This is a genomic window from Streptomyces sp. V4I8, assembly GCF_041261225.1.
Lineage (GTDB): Bacteria > Actinomycetota > Actinomycetes > Streptomycetales > Streptomycetaceae > Streptomyces.
The window spans coordinates 8605199-8622827 of sequence record NZ_JBGCCN010000001.1 but is presented as its reverse complement, the minus strand read 5'-3'; the positions used below and the strand labels follow the sequence as shown (position 1 = coordinate 8622827).

Genomic DNA, 17629 nt, shown 5'->3' with positions numbered 1-17629 from the left:
GCCGGTCCGTGTCCTCGCCGTCTTCCTCATGCCGCCCTCCGGGGTTCGTCAGGCAGTCGGCCCAGTACCGCGGCCAGGCTGCGGGCCGTGCCGGCCCAGCCGTTCAGGGCGGCCCGGCGTCCGCGGGCCGCCGCCTTCAGTCGGCGTCGTACGTCCGCCTCGCCGAACCAGCCGCGCAGTTCGGCGGCGATCGCGGCGGGGTTCTCCGGGGGGACGAGGATGCCGGGGACACCGCCGTCGGGAGCGCGGCCGACCGCCTCCGGCAGCCCGCCGACGTCCGTCGCCAGTACGGGGATACCGCGCGCGAGCGCTTCCGTCACCGCCATGCCGTACGTCTCGGCGTAGGAGGTGAGCACCATGAGGTCGGCAGTGTTGTAGCTGGCGTCGAGTTCGGCGCCGGCCTGCGGGCCCGCGAGGATCAGCCGGTCCTCCAGGCCGTGCCGCGCGATCAGGGACCGCAGCTCGGCCACGTACTCGGGGTCCTGGTTCAGCCCGCCCACGCACACGCAGCTCCAGGGCAGGTCGGTCACCGCCGCCAGGGCCTCCACCAGCCGGTGCTGTCCCTTGCGCGGTGTCAAGGCGGCCACGCACAGCAGGCGGGACACGCCGTCCGTGCCGGACGCGAGGGGCGCGATGTCGGCGCCGGGGGCGGCGACATGGACCCGTTCGGGGGCGAGGCCGTGGTGGGAGACGAGGCGGCGGACTGCCCAGTCGCTGGTGGCGATCACCGCGGGGACCGCCCGCAGCACCGTCCGCTCCCGGGCGTCGAGTTCCGCGGCCACGACGGGGTCGAGCCCCGTCTCGTCGCCGAGCGGGAGGTGGACGAGGACCGCGAGGCTCAGCCGCTCCGCCTCCGGGACGATGATCTCGGGCACGCCGCAGGCGACCAGCCCGTCCAGGAGGACGACCGTGCCGTCCGGGAACTCCCGCAGCGTGCGGGCGAGTTCCGTGCGGGCGGCGGCGTCGGGGCAGGGCCAGCTGCCGTCCACCGCGTGCTTGTGCACCTGCCAGCCGAAGCCGGGCAGGTCCAGACTCACGCGCCGGTCATAGGCGTTGCCGCCGCTCGGCACGGTCGGGTCGTCGACGCCGCCCGGCATCACGAAGTGCACGGAGCGCAGGGACATGGGGATGATCTCGGCGTTCTTCAGGACGGAGTGCTGCACCGGCACATAGCCGAGCTTGGTCACCCCCGCCTTGTCCGTCTTATCTGTCTTCTCCGGGCCCGGCTGGTGCAGGGGCCTCTTCTCCAGCGTCACGTCGGTCACAGCGCACGCTCGTAACTCGCCCAGGCGACATGCGACTCGTGCAGGGTGACGGTGAGGCCCGCGAGGCCCTGGGCACCCTCGCCCAGCGCGCCCTTCTCGATCCGCTCGGCGAGCCGGTCGGCGATGACCTTGGCCAGGAACTCGGTGGAGGTGTTGATGCCGGCGAAGTCGGGTTCGTTGTCGAGGTTCCGGTAGTTCAGCTCCCCGACGACGGCGCCCAGTTCCCGCGTGGCCAGTCCGATGTCGACGACGATGTTGTCGTCGTCCAGCTGCTCGCGCCGGAACGTGGCGTCCACCAGGAACGTCGCTCCATGCAGACGCTGTGCGGGCCCGAAGACGTCGCCGCGGAAGCTGTGGGCGATCATGATGTGATCGCGGACGGTGATGCTGAACAACGGACGACCCTCCAGGTGCGGTACGCCTAGTCCCCGGCTGATTGCCGCCGGGGATGCCGTGTAGTACGGCTCTTCGCTTCCCGTTGTTCAGCCGTCTCTCACTCTTTTCTCAGGTCAGGCGCTCTTGTCGTCCGGGAATGTCGTCCGGGAATGAACGAGTCCGTCAGGGGGTGTCCGTGTACCTGACGCGGTGACAGAGCGCCGGGACCTCCCCGGAGGTGAGCTTCGGCATCACCTCGGGCAGCTCCTCGAAGGCGCTCTCCCCGGTGACGAGGGCGTCCAGGGCCGGGTCGGCGAGCAGGTCGAGGGCGAGGGCGAGCCGGTCGGAGTACGTACGGCTGCCGCTGCGGGCCGGGGAGACGGTGCCGACCTGGCTGCTGCGGATGTTCAGCCGGCGGGAGTGGAAGGCCTCGCCGAGCGGCAGGCTGATCTGCCGGTCGCCGTACCAGCTGAGTTCAAGGACCGTGCCCTCGGCCCTGAGCAGTTCGAGCGACCGGGCGAGGCCCTGCTCGGTGGCGCTGGCGTGGACGACCAGATCGCACTCGCCGAGCGCCTCCTCGGGCGAGGCGAAGCCCACACCCAGGGCCTTGGCGACCTCGGCCCGGCCCGGATCGGCGTCGACCAACTGGAGCCGTACCCCTGGGAAGCGGGCCAGCAGGGCGGCCACCGAGCAGCCGACCATGCCGCCGCCGACCACGGCGATCCGGTCGCCGACCAGGGGTGCGGCGTCCCAGAGGGCGTTGACGGCGGTCTCGACGGTGCCGGCCAGGAAGGCCCGTTCGGCGGGCACGGTGTCCGGCACTACGGTCACGGCGCTCGCGGGGACGACGTACCGGGTCTGATGCGGATGAAGACAGAAGACGGTACGCCCGACGAGCTCGTCCGGCCCCTCCTCCACCACGCCGACACTCAGGTACCCGTACTTCACCGGGGCGGGGAACTCGCCCTCCTGGAACGGCGCCCGCATGGCCGCGTACTGGCTCTCGGGGACGCCGCCCCGGAACACGAGTGTCTCCGTGCCCCGGCTGACTCCGGAGTACAGCGACCGCACCAGCACTTCGTCCTCGCCCCGTTCCGGCAGGGTGACCTCCCGGATCTCTCCTTCACCCGGAGAGCTGAGCCAGAACGCACGTGCGGTGCGGTTCATCGGAATCCTCCTGAACGATCGGGAAGCTGTTCACGTACCGAGGTGTGCACAGGTCGCGCACAGTACGCGGCCTTGATCGACTCTGTCATCTGGCCGGAGGAATGTGCGGTGGCCCTGAACAACACGTACGAAGCAAGGCTGGTCCAGCAGGAGACCGCTGTGGGAGCGGGCGTGCAGATCCTGTTGCTGGCCCTGCTCGGTCCGGCGATCGGTATGGGGCCGGCGGGCTTGCTGACCGGCCTCGTCTTCGCCATCGCCTCCTGGGCGCTGCTCTCGCTGGCCCTGCACCGGTCCCGGCTGCGTTCCTTCGGCCCGGCGAACCGGGTCACCCTCGGGCGGGCGACGCTGGTGGGTGGTGTGACTGCGCTGGTGGCGGACTCCTTCCAGAGCTCGCCGCCGGTGACGTTGTTCGTCGGCCTGACGGCGGTCGCCCTGATCCTCGACGGTGTGGACGGCAAGGTGGCCCGGCGCACGGGCACGTCGACAGCCCTGGGGGCGCGCTTCGACATGGAGGTGGACGCGTTCCTGATCCTGGTGTTGAGCGTGTACGTCTCGATGTCGCTGGGTCCGTGGGTTCTCCTGATCGGCGCCATGCGCTACGGCTTCGTCGCCGCCGCCCGCTTCTGGCCCTGGCTGAACGCCCCGCTTCCGCCCAGCACGGCCCGCAAGACGGTCGCCGCGATGCAGGGCGTGTTCCTGCTGCTGGCCGCGTCCGGCTTCTTCCCCTACGCGGCGACGTTCGCGGTCACCGCGGCGGCTCTGGCGGCGCTGGTCTGGTCGTTCGGCCGGGACATCCTGTGGCTGTACCGGACGTCGCGCACGCGGCGGCAGGTGGGGGTGACGGGGGTGCGGGAGCTTGTGGCGTCCTGAGGGGGTGCCTGCGGCGGCCCGTCTCGGTGGGTGGGGGCTGGTCGCGCCCACGCGGCGGTAGCCGCACATTCGACACAGCCCCGCGCCCCTGAGGTGCCTGCGGCGGCCCGCTGGTGTCCGGTGGGGGTGCGCGTAGCGCGTGCGGGTGGGTGGGGGGGTCGGGGCCGCGTCGGGGGGTGTCCGTCCTCGGTCCGGTGGCTGGCGTACTGCCAGGAGGTGCTGTTTCTTGACACCGGACTCTGCGGGCGGACACCCCCCGACGCGTCCCCTCACCGCCGTGGGCGACTACGGGCGCGTGGGGGCGCTGGCCTGATCCCCCACCTACGCGCAGGGTTTCGCCTCGCGTGCGGCGGCGGCCACTTTTCGGTGCGGGTCCCGGCATCTTCAGCCCGTCCGGCGTTTGAGGACGAGGCCGCAGGCCGATAGCGGGGGTCCGGGGGGCGGCAGCCCCCTTGCGGGGTCGAAGGGGCGGGCCCCTGGGGATGGGATGGGCAGGGGCGGCGGGGGCGAGGGCATCGGCGGCAGAAGGCCGGAGGCTGTCGCGGGTTCTGGGCTCGCCTCGCGGGCGATCTCCGCCTGAACGTCCATGCGGCGGGCCTTACCGGCGCGGCAGCAACCCGATGGCCGCGAGCGGTACGGCCACCAGCACCAGCCAGGGAACGGCGGGGGGCAGGCCGGTGTCCAGGAGGGTCCCCGTCGCCGAGCTGCCGATCAGGACGATCAGGCCGGAGATCGAGGACAACGCGCCGGTGTAGAGGCCGAGTCGGCCCTCCTCGGCGAGGTCGGAGACCCAGGCGCGGGCGACCGGTGCGACGAGCATCTGGCCGAAGGTGAGAAGGATGACGAAACCGGCTGCGGGCAACAGGGCCGCCGTGCCAGTCCGGTCGGCGGGGAGGGCGGCGGCCACGACCGCGAACCCGGCCGCGATCAGCAGCAGGCCGGCCACCATGGACCGGCGCAGGGTGAGCCGTTCCTCCGCCCAGTGGGTGACCGGCAGCTGGGCCGTCACCACCAGCAGCGAGGACAGGGCGAAGAGCCAGGCCAGCGGTGCCTGGGAGCCGGTGGCGCGCTCCACCTCGTCGGGGAGGGCGAGATAGAGCTGGTTGTAGGCGAGCAGGTAGGCGCCGTACGCGCAGCACAGGGCGAGGAAGCGGCGGTTGTGCAGCAGCTTGCCCATGCCGCCGCGGAACCGTACGCCTCCCCGCCCGGGTATGTGCTGCGGCAGCAGCCACGCGTGCCCGGCGAGGACGAGTACGAAGATCGCGGCGCCGGCGAGGCAGACCGTACGGAAGTCCACTGACAGCAGCAGTGCGCCGAGCAAGGGGCCGATGAACGCGCCCGCCTGTCCGGCCACGGTCAGCAGCGCGAGGACGCGGGTGCGGGAACCGGCCCCCGACTCCTCCCACAACACCGCCTGCCGGGCCACCTCGGACTCCACGGCCGGTGAGAACAGCGCGGCGGCGAACCCGATCAGCAGGACCGCGGCAATGACCGCCCATGTCTGCTGCGCGTAACCGAGCCACGCGAATCCGGCGATCCGCAGTACGCAGCCCGTGAGCACGACCGGCCGTATGCCGTACCGGTCGGCCAGCGCCCCGCCCACCACGAACAGGCCCTGCTGGCTGAAGGTCCGCAGCCCCAGCACGAACCCGACCAGCCAGCCCGCCATGCCGATGGCCTGTCCCAGGTGCTCGGAGAGGAAGGGCAGGACGGCGAAGAAGCCGATGTTGAAGGCGAGTTGGGTGAGGATGAGGAGGCGGAGGAGGGTGGAGACGCGGGGACGGTCGGGCGCCTTGCTGCGCAGGCCGCGCGACAGGAGCGAGGTCATCCGGTCTTCACCAACTCCCGGGTGGGGGCTTGATCTTCGGGCAGTGGGAGGGCGGGCTCGGTGCCGGCCCGTCGTCGCCGTTCGCTCCGTATGCCTCCCGCCGTCGTCACCGCCAGCGCGCCCAGCAGGGCGAGTACGGCGGCCGGGGCGAGGACCGCCCAGGGGGCGCGCTCGGCGTAGGGCTGGTTCTCGGCGAGGAGCAGGCCCCATTCCGGGGAGGGCGGCTGGGCGCCCAGGCCGAGGAAGGCCAGCGAGGCGAGGGCGAGGGCGACGCCGGGGAGGCGGAGCAGGGCGTGGCGGGTGACGGGCGGGACGACGGCGGGCAGGAGTTCGTGGCGCAGGAGGTACCAGGGGCCGGCCCCCAGGGCCCGGGTGGCCGTGAGGTGGAGGGCGGCGCGTTCCTGTCGGAGCAGTGCGGAGGTGTGGGCGGCGAGCGGCGCCCAGGCTACGGCGGCCACGGCGAGCGCGGGCGTGGCGGTTCCGCTGCCGACGACCGCGGTGACGAGCAGGGCGACGAGGACCGGCGGCAGTGCGGTGACGGTGTCGACGAGCGGGCCGGACAGCCGGGGCAGCAGGCCGAGTGCCACGCCGGTGAGGAGGGTGGCGGCGGTGATCGCGAGGGCGAGCAGCAGGGTGTCGAGGGCGCCGTGGCCGACGCGGGCGAGGACGTCCCTGCCGAGCGCGTCGGTGCCGAACGGGTGGGAGGGGGAAGGGGCGGCCAGGCGCTCGGTGGTGTCGAGGGTCAGCGGGTCGCGGGGCAGGCCGAGGGCGATGACGGTGAGGAGCAGGGCGGTATGGACGAACGGCAGGATCGTGCGGGCTGGTGGTGTCGGGCGGTGCAGGGAGGGCAGCGCTCCGTCGCGCAGGGCGGGGCCGATCAGCTGGCGGGTGAGGAGGTGGGCCAGGCCGGTGGCCGCCGCGGCGAGCAGGGTGAGGGCGAGGGTGCCGGCCTGGAGGACGGGCAGGTCCTGAGCCAGGGCGGCCTGGAGGGTGGTGCGGCCCAGGCCGGGGATGTCGAAGATCTGCTCCACGGTGACCGATCCGCCGGTCAGTCCGACCACGAACAGACCGGTGTTGGGGAGCAGCCCGGGCAGGCAGCGGCGCAGGGCCTGGCGGGCGACCGTGCGGCCGGGGAGTCCGCGTGCGGTGGCCGCCAGGGCCCAGGGCTCGGCGAAGGCGCCGGGCAGGAGGTCGTCGAGGAGCCGGCCGAGGACGGCGCCCGCGGGCAGGCCCAGGGCGAGGGCGGGCAGGATCGTCCACTGCGGGCCGTACCAGCCGAGGGCGGGCAGCCAGCCGAGTTGGACGCCGACGACGGTGGCGAGTACGGACGCGGTGAGGAACTCGGGGAGGGCTGCGAGGACGGCCGAACCGCTGCCTCCGGCCCGCCGTCCGTCGAGTCGGCGGTGGGCGCCCAGCCACAGGGTGCGGGCGCAGATCAGCGCGGCGGTGGCGGTGGCGACCGCGAGGGCCACCGCCATCAGCAGCAGGGACACGCCCAGGGCCTGGAGCACGGCGGGCGCGACCTCGCTGCCGGAGATCCAGGACCGGCCGGCGTCCCCGCGCCACAGCCCGCCCAGCCAGTCACCGAGGAGGTGGAACGGGCCGTGGTCCAGGCCGAGTTGGGCACGGATGTCCGCCAGTACCCCGGGCGTGGGGTCGCGGTCCGCCGACCGGGCCTTGAGCACGGTGAGCGCGGGGTCGGTGTGCGTGAGCCAGGGCAGTACGCCGATGGCGCACACCAGGGCGGCCGCGATCCCCGCACGCCACAGGAGCGTGACTGCCTGGCGCCGCATGCCTCAGCGCCGGGTGCCGATGCCGACGAGGGTGCGCTCGTACGGGTCGAGGAGCGCGCCTCGGACGGAGCTGCCGACGCCGGTGATGATGCGCTGGTGGACCAGGGGTAGGACGGTGTCGGTGCCGAGGATCTCGGCCTCGGCGGCCATCGCCGCCTCCTGTCGCTCGGCGGTGTCGGCGATGTCCGCGGCCTTGGCCACGGCCCGGTCGACGTCCTTGTCGCAGAGCAGGGCCAGGTTGTAACTGCCGTCGCAGGTGTAGTCGCTCGCGAGGACGCCGACGGGGTCGCCGGTGTCGACCAGGCTGTTGCGGGCGCCGACGAAAGCGTCAAACTCGCCGTCCAGCGCGTCGCTCTCCAGCCGTGAGTATTCGCGCACCTCCAGCGTGACCTCGAACCCGGCCTCCTCCAGCTGCTGCTTCAGCACCTGGGCGACCTCCGGGAGCTCGGGCCGGTTGTCGTACGTGGCGAGCGTGATGCGCGTCCCGTCGGGCTTGCCGGCCTTCGCGCGTCCGGCCGGCTCGGTCCGCTTGCCGGCGGCCCAGGTGACGGCGGGCCCGTAGATGCCGGCGCCGGGGTCGGCGTAGCCCTCGTAGACGCCCTTGGCGAGCGCGGAGGTGTCGACGGCCTCGCGGGCGGCGGCCCGGAGCCCGGCGTCCTTGAAGGGGCCCTTCTCCGTGTTGAGGAGGAGGCTCGTGGTGCGGGTCGTGGCGGTGGCCTCGCGGGTGGCCTTGTCGAGGGTGGCGGCCTGGGCGACGGGGATCGCCTCGGCGAGGTCGACCTGGTCGGTGCGCAGGGCGCTCGCGCGTGCGGTGCCGTCGGCGACGAACTTGACGTCGATGCCGGGGGCCTGGGCGCGGCCGCCCCAGTAGTCGTCGTAGCGGTCGAGGGTGGCGGCCGTGGCGCCGAGGACCTTGGTGAGCTCGAAGGGCCCGGTGGCCGTGCCGACCGGGTCGACCTTGTCCCTCTGGCCGTACGCCTTGCCGGAGAGGATGGCGAGGGACGGGCTGGACAGGCGCAGGGGCAGGACGGGGTCGGGGGTCTTGGTGGTGATCCGTACGCCGGTGCCGCCGTCGGCCTTCGCGGTGAACGTGACGCCGGAGAGGGCGGCCGGGACGGGCTTGGCGCGGGCGGCGTGGGTGAGCGCGGTGGCGACCGCGGCCGGGGTGACGGCGGTGCCGTCCTGGAAGGTGGCCTCGCGCAGGGTGAACAGCCAGGTGCGGTCGTCCTCCTGGCGCCAGGAGGCGGCGAGGGCGGGAGCCGCGGCGCCGTTGGCGTCCAGCGCGGTCAGGCCCTCGGTGACGCCGAGGCGGCTGAGGATGGTGGAGTCGGCGCCGTACGGAGAGAGGTTCTCGGCGGGCGGGAAGGCCAGGGCGACGCGGAGGCGGGAGCCGGCGTCGGCGCCGTCGGCGGAGTCGGTTCCGCCGCTGGAGGCGAAGCAGCCGGCGAGGAGCGGGGCCAGCGCGAGGGCGGCGAGGAGCGGGCGGGTTCGGCGTGGCACGGTCTATCGCTCCATCGGTATCTCGAAGTGGACGACGCCGTTGCCGCCGTCGGTGTCCTCGCGCTCGTCGTGCACGACCTTGCCGAGCGAGCGCCAGAAGCTCTCGGCGCCCGGCACCTTCGGGTCGGTGTGGAGATAGACGGCGCGGTAGCCGCCGTCCGCGGCGGCGAAGGCGAGCAGCTCGTCGACGAGCCGCCGGGCGAGGCCGCGCCTGCGGTGCTCGGGGCGGACGTAGACGCGGCGTAGCTGGGCGGTCTCGCCGGAGGGGTAGCGCTCGGCGAGGTCGCGCGGGTTCGGCGGGTGGGCCGGGCCGCGGGAGTCGAGGGCGGCGGTGGCGACGACACCGTGGTCGCGCGGGTCGAGCACGACGAGGAGGGTGTGGCGGGGCGGGGCGAGATAGGCGGCGGCCGGGTCGATGATGTCCGCGTGCCAGCGCGGCACATAGCCGGTGCCGAAGTCGTGGTAGACGGTGTCGAGCATCAGGGCTCGCGCACCGTCGAGGTCGTCCGGGCTCGCCGCCCTGATGCTGTAGTCGTGCACTTGCACATCATATGCATCAAGCGCGAAAGGCCTTTCCAGCCACCCCCGCCCTGCCCCGCAACCCCCTTACGGCTCTGGGGATTTGACAGTGATCGAAGATCACCTCCAACCTTGCCACATGACATCCATTTTCAAAAAGGGTACGCTGGTGGCGAAGGCGGGGTGCCGCTGATGCGCATCGCGTTCGTCGGCAAGGGCGGCAGCGGCAAGACCACCCTGTCGGCACTCTTCTCCCGCCATCTGGCCCGCTCCGGCGCGCCCGTGCTGGCCATCGACGGCGACATCAACCAGCACCTCGCCGAGGCACTGGGCCATGACGGGGACGCCCTGGACGCCCCGCCGCTCGGCGCCCATGTGCGGGACATCAAGGAGTTCCTGCGCGGCACCAACCCGCGCATCCCCTCCGCCGACGCCATGATCAAGACCACTCCGCCCGGCAGCGGCTCACGCCTGCTGACCCTGCTCGGCGACGACGAACTGCACGCGCGGCACGTCCGGCGCGTGGATGCCCAGGGCGTGGACGTACCCCTGATGGTCACCGGCGAGTTCGACGAGAGCGACCTCGGGGTGGCCTGCTACCACTCCAAGCTCGGCGGGGTGGAGCTCTACCTCGGCCATCTGGTCGACGGACCGGGCGAGTACGTGGTGGTCGACATGACGGCGGGCGCGGACGCCTTCGCCTCGGGACTGTTCACCCGCTTCGACATGACGTTCCTGGTGGCGGAGCCGACCCGCAAGGGCGTCTCGGTCTACCGCCAGTACCGCGACCACGCCCGCGAGTTCGGCATCCGCCTCGCGGTCATCGGCAACAAGGTGACGGGCGAGGACGACCTGCTCTTCCTCAAGGAGGAGGTGGGCGACGACCTCCTCACCCACCTGGTCCACTCCCCATGGGTCCGCGCGGCCGAACAGGGCCGCGAACAGGGCGAGTTGGAGTCCCACAACGTCCACGCCCTCAATGTCCTCCGCGAGGCGGTCGACGCCCACCCCAAGGACTGGCCCACCACCCACCGCCACGCCGTCGAGTTCCATCTGCGCAACGCCCGCGCCTGGGCGGACGACAGGACGGGCGGTGACCTGGCCGCCCAGGTCGACCCGGACTTCGTGCCGGGCACACTGCCGGCCGGCCCGGCGGCACTGGCCTGACGGCACCGCATCCCCCCAAGCACCGCCCCCTCCCCCGGAACAGGAAAACAAGCACATGTCTCTCGACGTCTCCCCGAAGCTCCTCGCCGAAGCCGAACACGGTGACATCCGCGAGGAGGACTTCGTGGACACCGTCCGCACCTCGCTGCCGTACGCCTACGACCTGATCGCCTCCCTCGCGGCCGAACTCCGCGAAGGAACCGCCGAGTTCACGGACAACCAGACCCCTCCCCCGTCCGAGCGGGAACGCGGCCAGCTCCTGCGCGCCCTCGCCAGCGACGCGATCCGCGGCAGCCTGGAACGGCACTTCGGCGTGACCCTCGCCTTCCAGAACTGCCACCGGGTGGCGGCGTTCCGGCCGGAGGGCCGCGACGGGGAGACGTATGCGCGGTTCACGTCGGTGCGGTCGCAGGTGCTGAACCAGTCGCCGGAGTTCCGGGACTGCTGACCGTCAGGCCGCGCGCTCGGCCCGGGCTCCGTGTGCGCGGATGATGTCCGCGTACCGGTGGCCGGAGCCCTTGATGGTGCGGGCCTGTGTGCCGTAGTCGACGTGGACGAGACCGAAGCGCTTGTCGTAGCCGTACGCCCACTCGAAGTTGTCGAGCAGCGACCAGGCGAAGTACCCGGCCAGCGGGGCGCCCTTGCGGGCGGCGGAGGCGCAGGCCGCGAGGTGCTGGACCAGATAGTCCTGGCGCTCCGGGTCGTCGACGGTGCCGTCGGGGCGTACGACGTCCGGGTAAGCGGAGCCGTTCTCGGTGACGTAGAGGCGACGGGCGCCGTACTCGTCGGTGAGGCGGAGCAGGAGCGTCTCGATGCCGCCGGCGTCGATCTCCCAGTCCATGCCGGTGCGCGGCACGCCGGCACGGCGGATCTGGCGGGCGCGCGGGGCCGGGCCGGCGGGGTCGTCGGCGACGGTCGCGGGGAAGTAGTAGTTGAGGCCCAGCCAGTCCAGGGGGGCGGCGATGATGTCCAAGTCGCCCGCGCGTTCCGGGAGTTCGACGCCGTATACCTCCCGCATGTCCGCCGGGAAGCCTCGGCCGTGGATCGGGTCGAGCCACCAGCGGTTGGTGTGGCCGTCCATGCGGCGGGCCGCCGCCTCGTCCTCGGGGCGGTCGGAGGCGGCGTGGACGGTGGAGAGGTTGTTGACGATGCCGACCTCGGCCCCGGGGGCCGCGGCGCGGATCGCCTGCGTGGCCAGGCCGTGCCCGAGGAGGAGATGGTAGGAGGCACGGACGGCGGCCGTCAGGTCGGTCAGGCCGGGGGCCATCCTGCCTTCCAGGTGGCCGATCCACGCCGAGCACAGGGGTTCGTTGAGGGTGGCCCAGTGGGTGACGCGGTCGCCGAGGCGTTCGGCGGCGACGGCCGCGTACGCCGCGAAGTGCTCGGCCGTCTCGCGCTCGGGCCAGCCGCCCCGGTCCTGCAGGGGCTGCGGCAGGTCCCAGTGGTAGAGGGTGACGGAGGGCGTGATGCCGGCCGCCAGCAGTCCGTCCACCAACTCGTCGTAGAACGCCAGGCCTTTCGCGTTGACCTTGCCGTCGCCGCCCGGCATGACGCGGGGCCAGGCGATCGACAACCGGTAGGCGTTCGTGCCCAGTTGACGCATCAGTCCGATGTCCTCGGGCCAGCGGTGGTAGTGGTCGCAGGCGACATCGCCGTGGTCGTCGCCCGCGATCCTGCCCGGTGTGTGCGAGAACGTGTCCCAGATCGACGGGGAACGACCGTCCTCCGCCACGGCTCCCTCGATCTGGTACGCCGATGTGGCCGTGCCCCACAGGAAGTCGTGCGGGAGTGCGGCGAGGTCGATGCGGTCGGACACGGAGATCCCTTCGGGATGGGGGGTGCTGGTGGGGTGCGGACTGATCGGTCGGGTCGGGGGTGCTGATCGGTCGGGGGTGCTGATCGGTCGGGGGCGGGCGGTCACTTGACGGCGCCCGCGGTCAGGCCGGCGACCAGATAACGCTGGAGCAGCAGGAATCCCGCCACCACCGGGACGCTGACGACCAGGGAGGCGGCCATGATCTGGTTCCAGTACACGTCGTTGAGGGTGGAGTAGCCCTGGAGGCCGACGGCGAGGGTGCGCGTGGTGTCGTTGGTCATCACCGACGCGAACAGGACCTCGCCCCAGGCGGTCATGAAGGCGTAGACGGCGACCGCGACGATGCCGGGGACCGCGGCCGGCACGACGACGCGGAACAGCGCGCCGAGCGGTCCGCAGCCGTCGACCAGCGCCGCCTCGTCCAGGTCGCGCGGCACCGAGTCGAAGTACCCGATCAGCATCCAGATCGAGAACGGGAGGGAGAAGGTCAGATACGTCAGGATCAGGCCGCCGCGCGAGCCGAACAGGGCGATGCCGGTGGCGTTGCCGATGTTGACGTAGATGAGGAAGAGGGGGAGGAGGAAGAGGATGCCCGGGAACATCTGGGTGGACAGGACGGTGACGGTGAAGACGCGCTTGCCGCGGAAGGAGTAGCGGCTGACCGCGTAGGCCGCGAACACCGCGATCACCACCGAGCAGACCGTCGCCGCGCCCGCCACGATCAGCGAGTTCACGAAGTACTTCGCGAGCGGCACCGTCGACCAGATGTCGATGTACGGGCGGATCGTCAGCTCGCTGGGCAGCCAGCGGAACTCGCCCGAGACGTCCGCCAGCGGCTTGAGCGAGCTGGAGACCATGACGTGGACGGGGACCAGGACGAAGCCGGCGAGCAGGGTGAGGAAGATCCGCCGGGACCAGAGGAAGGAACGCGGCGGCGCCATGGGCGAGTTACGCATCGGAGGCCCTCCGTCCGCGCGAGGTGAGCACGAGGTACCCGCCCGTCACGACCAGCAGGAAGAGCAGCAGCAGTACGGACATGGCGGAGCCGGTGCCGAAGTTCCAGGTGACGAACGACGCCTGGTAGATGTGCACCGAGATGAGGTCGGCCGCCGCGGGCGCGGCCCTGCCGAACAGGACGTACGGCGTGTTGAAGTCGTTGAACGTCCACAGGAACAGAACGAGCACCAGGACGTGGTTGACCGGGCGCAGCGACGGCAGGGTGATCCGGCGGATCTGCTGCCACATCCCGGCGCCGTCCAGGGCGGCCGCCTCGTACAGCTCCCTCGGGATGTTCTGGAGTCCGGCCATGACGATGAGGAAGGCGAACGGCCAGCCCTTCCACACCGACACGGTGAGCAGCGCCCAGAAGCTGTTGTCGCCGATCAGCCAGAAGGACGGCTTGTCGGTGAGGCCGAGCTGGTCGTGCAGGACGTGGTTCACCAGGCCGTTGTCGTGCTGGAACATGAAGACCCAGGTGATGACGGCCGCGTAGACGGGCAGCGCGTACGGGACGAGGAACAGGGCCCGGAGCAGTCCGCGACCGCGGAACGTGTCCTGCATGTATATCGCGGCCGCGGTGCCGATCAGCCAGCACAGGCCGACCGACAGCACGGTGAAGCCGACGGTGACGAGGAACGAGTGCAGCAGCGCCTCGCCCACCGGGGCGTCGAAGTCGACCGACACCTGGTAGTTGTCGAGGCCGGACCAGGGCGCGGTACCCCAGTCGCGGATGTAGAACTGCGTCAGCTCCTTGAAGCTCATCACCATGCCGATGACCATCGGCACCAGATGGACCAGGAGTTCGAGGAGCAGGGCGGGCAGAAGGAGCAGGTACGGCAGTCCGATGCGGCGGATCCGCCCGGGACGGCGGCGGGGGCCGTCCGCCCTCCCGGGGGAACTGTGACGCACGGCGGCCTTGGTGGGGACCGTGGTCGTCATGGTGCTCACTTCGTCGGCATCTGCTGCTGGGCCTTCTCCAGGGCCGCCTTCACCGAGTCCTCCGTCACCGGGCGTCCGGCGGCCGCGTCGGCGAACAGCTCCTTGACGGCCGTACCGACCGCCGTCTCGAACTGGGACTCGTCGGCGACCTGGGGAGCCGCTACGGCGCTCGCCGCGAGGGTGTCCTTCAGGACGGCGTTCGCCGGCGTGTTGAACGCGGTGTCCGACTGCGCGCCCTTGACCGGCGGGATCGAGCTGTAGGCCGCGTTGAGGACCTTCTGTTCCGCGTCGCTCGTCATGAACTTCACGAACTTCGTGGCGCCGTCGAGGTTGTCGGTGTTCTTGAAGACGGCCAGGTTGATGCCCATGACCATCGAGTTGACGCCGGTGCCCGAGCCCGGAGTGCCGGACCGCACGGGCACCGGGGCGATGCCGTAGGAGTCCTCACTCATGCCCTGCGACTCGAGGCTGGCGGACGCCGACTGCCACAGCAGCATGGCCGTCCTGCCCTTGGCGAAGTCGCTGACGGACTGGTTCTGGGCGTACTCCGCATTGCCCGGGGCGATGATCTTGTCCTTGGCCATCAGGTCGACGAACTGCTTGACGCCGGCGACGGCCTGGTCGGAGGTGAAGTCGGGCTTGCCGTCGGCGGTGAAGAAGTCGGCGCCGTGCTGCTTGGCGAAGACGACGGCGTGGTGGATGTTCTCGGACGGGTTCGAACCCTCCACGCCCAGGCCCCACTTGCCGTCCCCGGAGAGCTTCTTGCCGTCGGCGATCAGCTCGTCCCAGGTGGCCGGCGGCTTGGCGATGCCGGCATCGGCGAACAGCTTCTTGTTGTAGTAGAGCGCGTACGCCATCGAGTACAGCGGCACGGCGGCCGGGTCCTGCCCCTCGGCTCCGGTCGATCCGAGCGCGGAGTCGACGAAGCGGTCCCTGCCGCCGATCGCGGCGAAGTTCTTCTCGTCCCAGGGCAGCAGCGCCCCGGTGGCCTGGAGGCTGGCGCTCCAGGTGTTGCCGATGTTGAGGACGTCGGGGCCCTGGCCGGAGGTCGTCGCGGTGAGGATGCGGTTCAGCAGGTCCGACCAGGGGACCACCTCCAGTTTCACCTCGATGCCGGTCCGCTTCTCGAACTTGTCGAGTTCGGGCTGGAGGACCTTCTTGTCCACCTCGATGCTCGCGCCCTGGTTGGAGGCCCAGTACGTCAGCGTCTTCGGCCGGTCGTTGGATCCGCCGCCGTCGGTCGACGAACCGCCTCCGCAGGCCGCGGCGGCCAGGACCAGAGACATGGTGACGGCGGCTACGGCCGCGGTTCGCGTTGTACGCATGGCTCGGGTGTCCCTTCCGGGAGTACTGCTGCTTAATTTAGAGCGTGAGTTAAGCCTCAAGGCGAGTCCGCGTCAAGGCTTTTGACACAGTCACCCGACTCCCGTCCAACCTCTTGACTACTTCGTTTTACAGCTGAACCATTCACCGGCGAGAGAGCGCTCCCCGCACCCCACGACGTTCACTTCCTGAACCAGGAGAGCCGCCCCATGTCTGATTCCTCCGCTTCCCCCGCACCTTCCCGGCAGCCCTCGATCGGCCGCCGCACCTTGCTCGGCGCCGCGGCGGCGGCCACGCCTGCCGTGCTCGCGGTGTCCACGCCGTCGTCGGCGGCCGCGTCGGCCACCCCGTCCGCCCGGAAGAAGCCGCGCGCCCTGCCCGGCGGCGGCAACCTCGGCCCGAACGTCCTCGTCTTCGACCCGTCGACCCCCGGCATCCAGGCCCGCCTCGACGAGGTGTTCCGGCAGCAGGAATCGGCGCAGTTCGGCACCGGCCGCTACGCCCTGCTCTTCAAACCCGGCACCTACCACGGCCTCAACGCCCAACTCGGCTTCTACACCTCGATCGCGGGCCTGGGCCTGTCCCCCGACGACACCACCATCAACGGCGACGTCACGGTCGACGCCGGCTGGTTCAACGGCAACGCCACACAGAACTTCTGGCGTTCGGCGGAGAACCTCGCCCTGGTGCCGGTCAACGGCACCAACCGGTGGGCGGTCGCGCAGGCCGCCCCGTTCCGCCGTATGCATGTGCGCGGTGGCCTCAACCTCTCCCCCACCGGCTACGGGTGGGCGAGCGGCGGCTACATCGCGGACAGCCGGATCGACGGCCAGGTCGGACCGTACTCGCAGCAGCAGTGGTACACCCGGGACAGCGCGATCGGCAGCTGGCTCAACGGCGTGTGGAACATGGTGTTCTCCGGAGTCGAGGGCGCCCCCGCGCAGAGCTTCCCCAACCCGCCGTACACCACGCTCGACACGACTCCGGTCTCGCGCGAGAAGCCTTTCCTGTACGTCGAGGGGAACAAATTCCGGGTCCTCCTGCCGGAGAAGCGGACGAACGCCCGTGGCGTCACCTGGGGAAACGGCACCCCGAGAGGCACCTCGCTGCCCCTGACGCGGTTCTACGTCGCCCGGCCCGGCGTCTCGGCGGCCACGCTGAACGAGGCACTCGCCCAGGGACTGCACCTCCTGCTCACTCCGGGCATCTACCGCGTCGACCAGCCGCTCCGCGTGAACCGGCCGAACACCGTCGTCCTGGGCCTCGGCTACGCGACGCTGATCCCCGAGGGCGGCGCCACGGCCGTGCGGGTCGCCGACGTCGACGGAGTCCGGCTGGCCGGCTTCCTGGTCGACGCCGGACCCGTCAACTCCACGACCCTGCTGGAGATCGGGCCCCGGGGCGCCTCCAGGGACCACTCCGCCAACCCGATCAGTGTCCAGGACGTGTTCGTCCGCATCGGCGGGGCGGGCGCGGGCAAGGCCACCACCAGCATGGTGATCAACAGCCGGCACACGATCGTGGACCACACCTGGGTGTGGCGTGCCGACCACGGCGAGGGCGTCGGCTGGGAGACCAACCGCGCCGACTACGGTGTCGTCGTCAACGGCGACGACGTCCTCGCGACCGGCCTGTTCGTCGAGCACTTCAACAAGTACGACGTGCAGTGGTTCGGCCAGCGGGGCCGCACGATCTTCTTCCAGAACGAGAAGGCGTACGACGCCCCGGACCAGGCCGCCATCCAGAACGGCTCGATCAAGGGCTACGCCGCCTACAAGGTCGGCGACGGTGTGACGGCACACGAGGGCTGGGGCCTGGGCAGTTACTGCTACTACAACGTCAACCCCTCGATCGTGCAGCACCACGGCTTCGCCGCCCCCGTCCGGCCCGGGGTGCGCTTCCACGACCTCCTCGTGGTCTCCCTGGGCGGCAACGGGCAGTACGAGTGCGTCATCAACGACACCGGGGCGCCGACGTCGGGAACGTCCACGGTGCCGTCGACGGTGGTGGCGTATCCCTGAGCGCCGCAGCGCGGACAACACCGCGAGGGCGGCCCCACCCGGGTACG

At 71.5% G+C, this 17629-nt stretch carries 15 protein-coding genes; 4 read left to right on the top strand and 11 right to left on the bottom strand.

Annotation, left to right across the window (positions count from 1 at the left end; all coding sequences use genetic code 11):
* Positions 1–26 precede the first annotated feature (26 nt).
* The 3 genes from ABIE67_RS39080 to ABIE67_RS39070 all read right to left on the bottom strand — a co-directional run bounded on the left by ABIE67_RS39080 (position 27) and on the right by ABIE67_RS39070 (position 2807).
* Positions 27–1235, bottom strand: coding sequence for a glycosyltransferase family 4 protein (locus tag ABIE67_RS39080; protein WP_370269371.1), 1209 nt, complete (start codon positions 1233–1235; stop codon positions 27–29).
* Between the two features lie 26 nt (positions 1236–1261).
* Positions 1262–1660: a 6-pyruvoyl tetrahydropterin synthase family protein gene (locus ABIE67_RS39075; protein ID WP_370266300.1), complete on the bottom strand. Its 399-nt coding sequence runs from the start codon at positions 1658–1660 to the stop codon at positions 1262–1264.
* Between the two features lie 163 nt (positions 1661–1823).
* Positions 1824–2807, bottom strand: coding sequence for a zinc-binding alcohol dehydrogenase (locus ABIE67_RS39070; protein ID WP_370266299.1), 984 nt, complete (start codon positions 2805–2807; stop codon positions 1824–1826).
* A 108-nt stretch (positions 2808–2915) separates the two neighbouring features.
* Between ABIE67_RS39070 and ABIE67_RS39065 the strand changes: the two genes are divergently transcribed.
* Positions 2916–3677 carry a CDP-alcohol phosphatidyltransferase family protein gene (locus tag ABIE67_RS39065; protein WP_370269369.1) on the top strand — a complete coding sequence of 254 codons (762 nt, stop codon included), beginning with the start codon at positions 2916–2918 and terminating at the stop codon, positions 3675–3677.
* A 598-nt stretch (positions 3678–4275) separates the two neighbouring features.
* Here the strand turns inward: ABIE67_RS39065 and ABIE67_RS39060 are convergent.
* From ABIE67_RS39060 to ABIE67_RS39045, 4 genes are read right to left on the bottom strand one after another with little or no spacing between them, the layout of a single operon-like run.
* Complete coding sequence (locus ABIE67_RS39060) at positions 4276–5505, bottom strand: MDR family MFS transporter (RefSeq protein WP_370266298.1); 1230 nt, start codon at positions 5503–5505, stop codon at positions 4276–4278.
* Positions 5502–7298 carry an ABC transporter permease subunit gene (locus ABIE67_RS39055; protein WP_370266297.1) on the bottom strand — a complete coding sequence of 599 codons (1797 nt, stop codon included), beginning with the start codon at positions 7296–7298 and terminating at the stop codon, positions 5502–5504. Before ABIE67_RS39055 ends, ABIE67_RS39060 begins: the two co-directional genes overlap by 4 nt.
* Positions 7299–7301: 3 nt before the next feature.
* The gene (locus ABIE67_RS39050; RefSeq protein ID WP_370266296.1) at positions 7302–8798 is read right to left on the bottom strand and encodes an ABC transporter substrate-binding protein; all 1497 of its coding nucleotides are present in this window, start codon (positions 8796–8798) and stop codon (positions 7302–7304) included.
* Positions 8799–8801: 3 nt separating this feature from the next.
* Positions 8802–9338, bottom strand: a complete 537-nt coding sequence (locus tag ABIE67_RS39045) for a GNAT family N-acetyltransferase (RefSeq protein ID WP_370266295.1) — start codon at positions 9336–9338, stop codon at positions 8802–8804.
* Between the two features lie 171 nt (positions 9339–9509).
* On the opposite strand from ABIE67_RS39045, the gene ABIE67_RS39040 reads away from it, so the two are divergent.
* Positions 9510–10484, top strand: coding sequence for an ATP-binding protein (locus ABIE67_RS39040; RefSeq protein ID WP_370266294.1), 975 nt, complete (start codon positions 9510–9512; stop codon positions 10482–10484).
* 55 nt (positions 10485–10539) lie between these two features.
* A complete protein-coding gene (locus tag ABIE67_RS39035) occupies positions 10540–10932 on the top strand; it encodes an SCO5389 family protein (RefSeq protein WP_370266293.1) in 393 nt (130 codons plus the stop codon).
* A 3-nt stretch (positions 10933–10935) separates the two neighbouring features.
* Here the strand turns inward: ABIE67_RS39035 and ABIE67_RS39030 are convergent, their stop codons facing one another.
* From ABIE67_RS39030 to ABIE67_RS39015, 4 genes are all read right to left on the bottom strand, one after another.
* Positions 10936–12300 (bottom strand): GH1 family beta-glucosidase, encoded by a 1365-nt coding sequence (locus ABIE67_RS39030; protein WP_370266292.1) that lies wholly within the window; start codon positions 12298–12300, stop codon positions 10936–10938.
* A gap of 101 nt (positions 12301–12401) precedes the next feature.
* Positions 12402–13241, bottom strand: coding sequence for a carbohydrate ABC transporter permease (locus ABIE67_RS39025; RefSeq protein WP_370269367.1), 840 nt, complete (start codon positions 13239–13241; stop codon positions 12402–12404).
* A 7-nt stretch (positions 13242–13248) separates the two neighbouring features.
* Positions 13249–14238: a carbohydrate ABC transporter permease gene (locus ABIE67_RS39020; protein ID WP_370266291.1), complete on the bottom strand. Its 990-nt coding sequence runs from the start codon at positions 14236–14238 to the stop codon at positions 13249–13251.
* A gap of 5 nt (positions 14239–14243) precedes the next feature.
* The gene (locus ABIE67_RS39015) at positions 14244–15563 is read right to left on the bottom strand and encodes a sugar ABC transporter substrate-binding protein (protein WP_370266289.1); all 1320 of its coding nucleotides are present in this window, start codon (positions 15561–15563) and stop codon (positions 14244–14246) included.
* 207 nt (positions 15564–15770) lie between these two features.
* On the opposite strand from ABIE67_RS39015, the gene ABIE67_RS39010 reads away from it, so the two are divergent.
* A complete protein-coding gene (locus tag ABIE67_RS39010; protein ID WP_370266288.1) occupies positions 15771–17582 on the top strand; it encodes a coagulation factor 5/8 type domain-containing protein in 1812 nt (603 codons plus the stop codon).
* Positions 17583–17629 lie beyond the last annotated feature (47 nt).

What these genes read in the sequence shown, in the direction of transcription:
- ABIE67_RS39070 (WP_370266299.1), bottom strand. Translation starts at nt 2,807, where the DNA reads ATGAACCGCACCGCACGTGCGTTCTGGCTCAGCTCTCCGGGTGAAGGA.
- ABIE67_RS39035 (WP_370266293.1), top strand. Translation starts at nt 10,540, where the DNA reads ATGTCTCTCGACGTCTCCCCGAAGCTCCTCGCCGAAGCCGAACACGGT.
- ABIE67_RS39060 (WP_370266298.1), bottom strand. Translation starts at nt 5,505, where the DNA reads ATGACCTCGCTCCTGTCGCGCGGCCTGCGCAGCAAGGCGCCCGACCGT.
- ABIE67_RS39010 (WP_370266288.1), top strand. Translation starts at nt 15,771, where the DNA reads ATGTCTGATTCCTCCGCTTCCCCCGCACCTTCCCGGCAGCCCTCGATC.
- ABIE67_RS39015 (WP_370266289.1), bottom strand. Translation starts at nt 15,563, where the DNA reads ATGCGTACAACGCGAACCGCGGCCGTAGCCGCCGTCACCATGTCTCTG.
- ABIE67_RS39025 (WP_370269367.1), bottom strand. Translation starts at nt 13,241, where the DNA reads ATGGCGCCGCCGCGTTCCTTCCTCTGGTCCCGGCGGATCTTCCTCACC.
- ABIE67_RS39020 (WP_370266291.1), bottom strand. Translation starts at nt 14,238, where the DNA reads ATGACGACCACGGTCCCCACCAAGGCCGCCGTGCGTCACAGTTCCCCC.
- ABIE67_RS39055 (WP_370266297.1), bottom strand. Translation starts at nt 7,298, where the DNA reads ATGCGGCGCCAGGCAGTCACGCTCCTGTGGCGTGCGGGGATCGCGGCC.
- ABIE67_RS39040 (WP_370266294.1), top strand. Translation starts at nt 9,510, where the DNA reads ATGCGCATCGCGTTCGTCGGCAAGGGCGGCAGCGGCAAGACCACCCTG.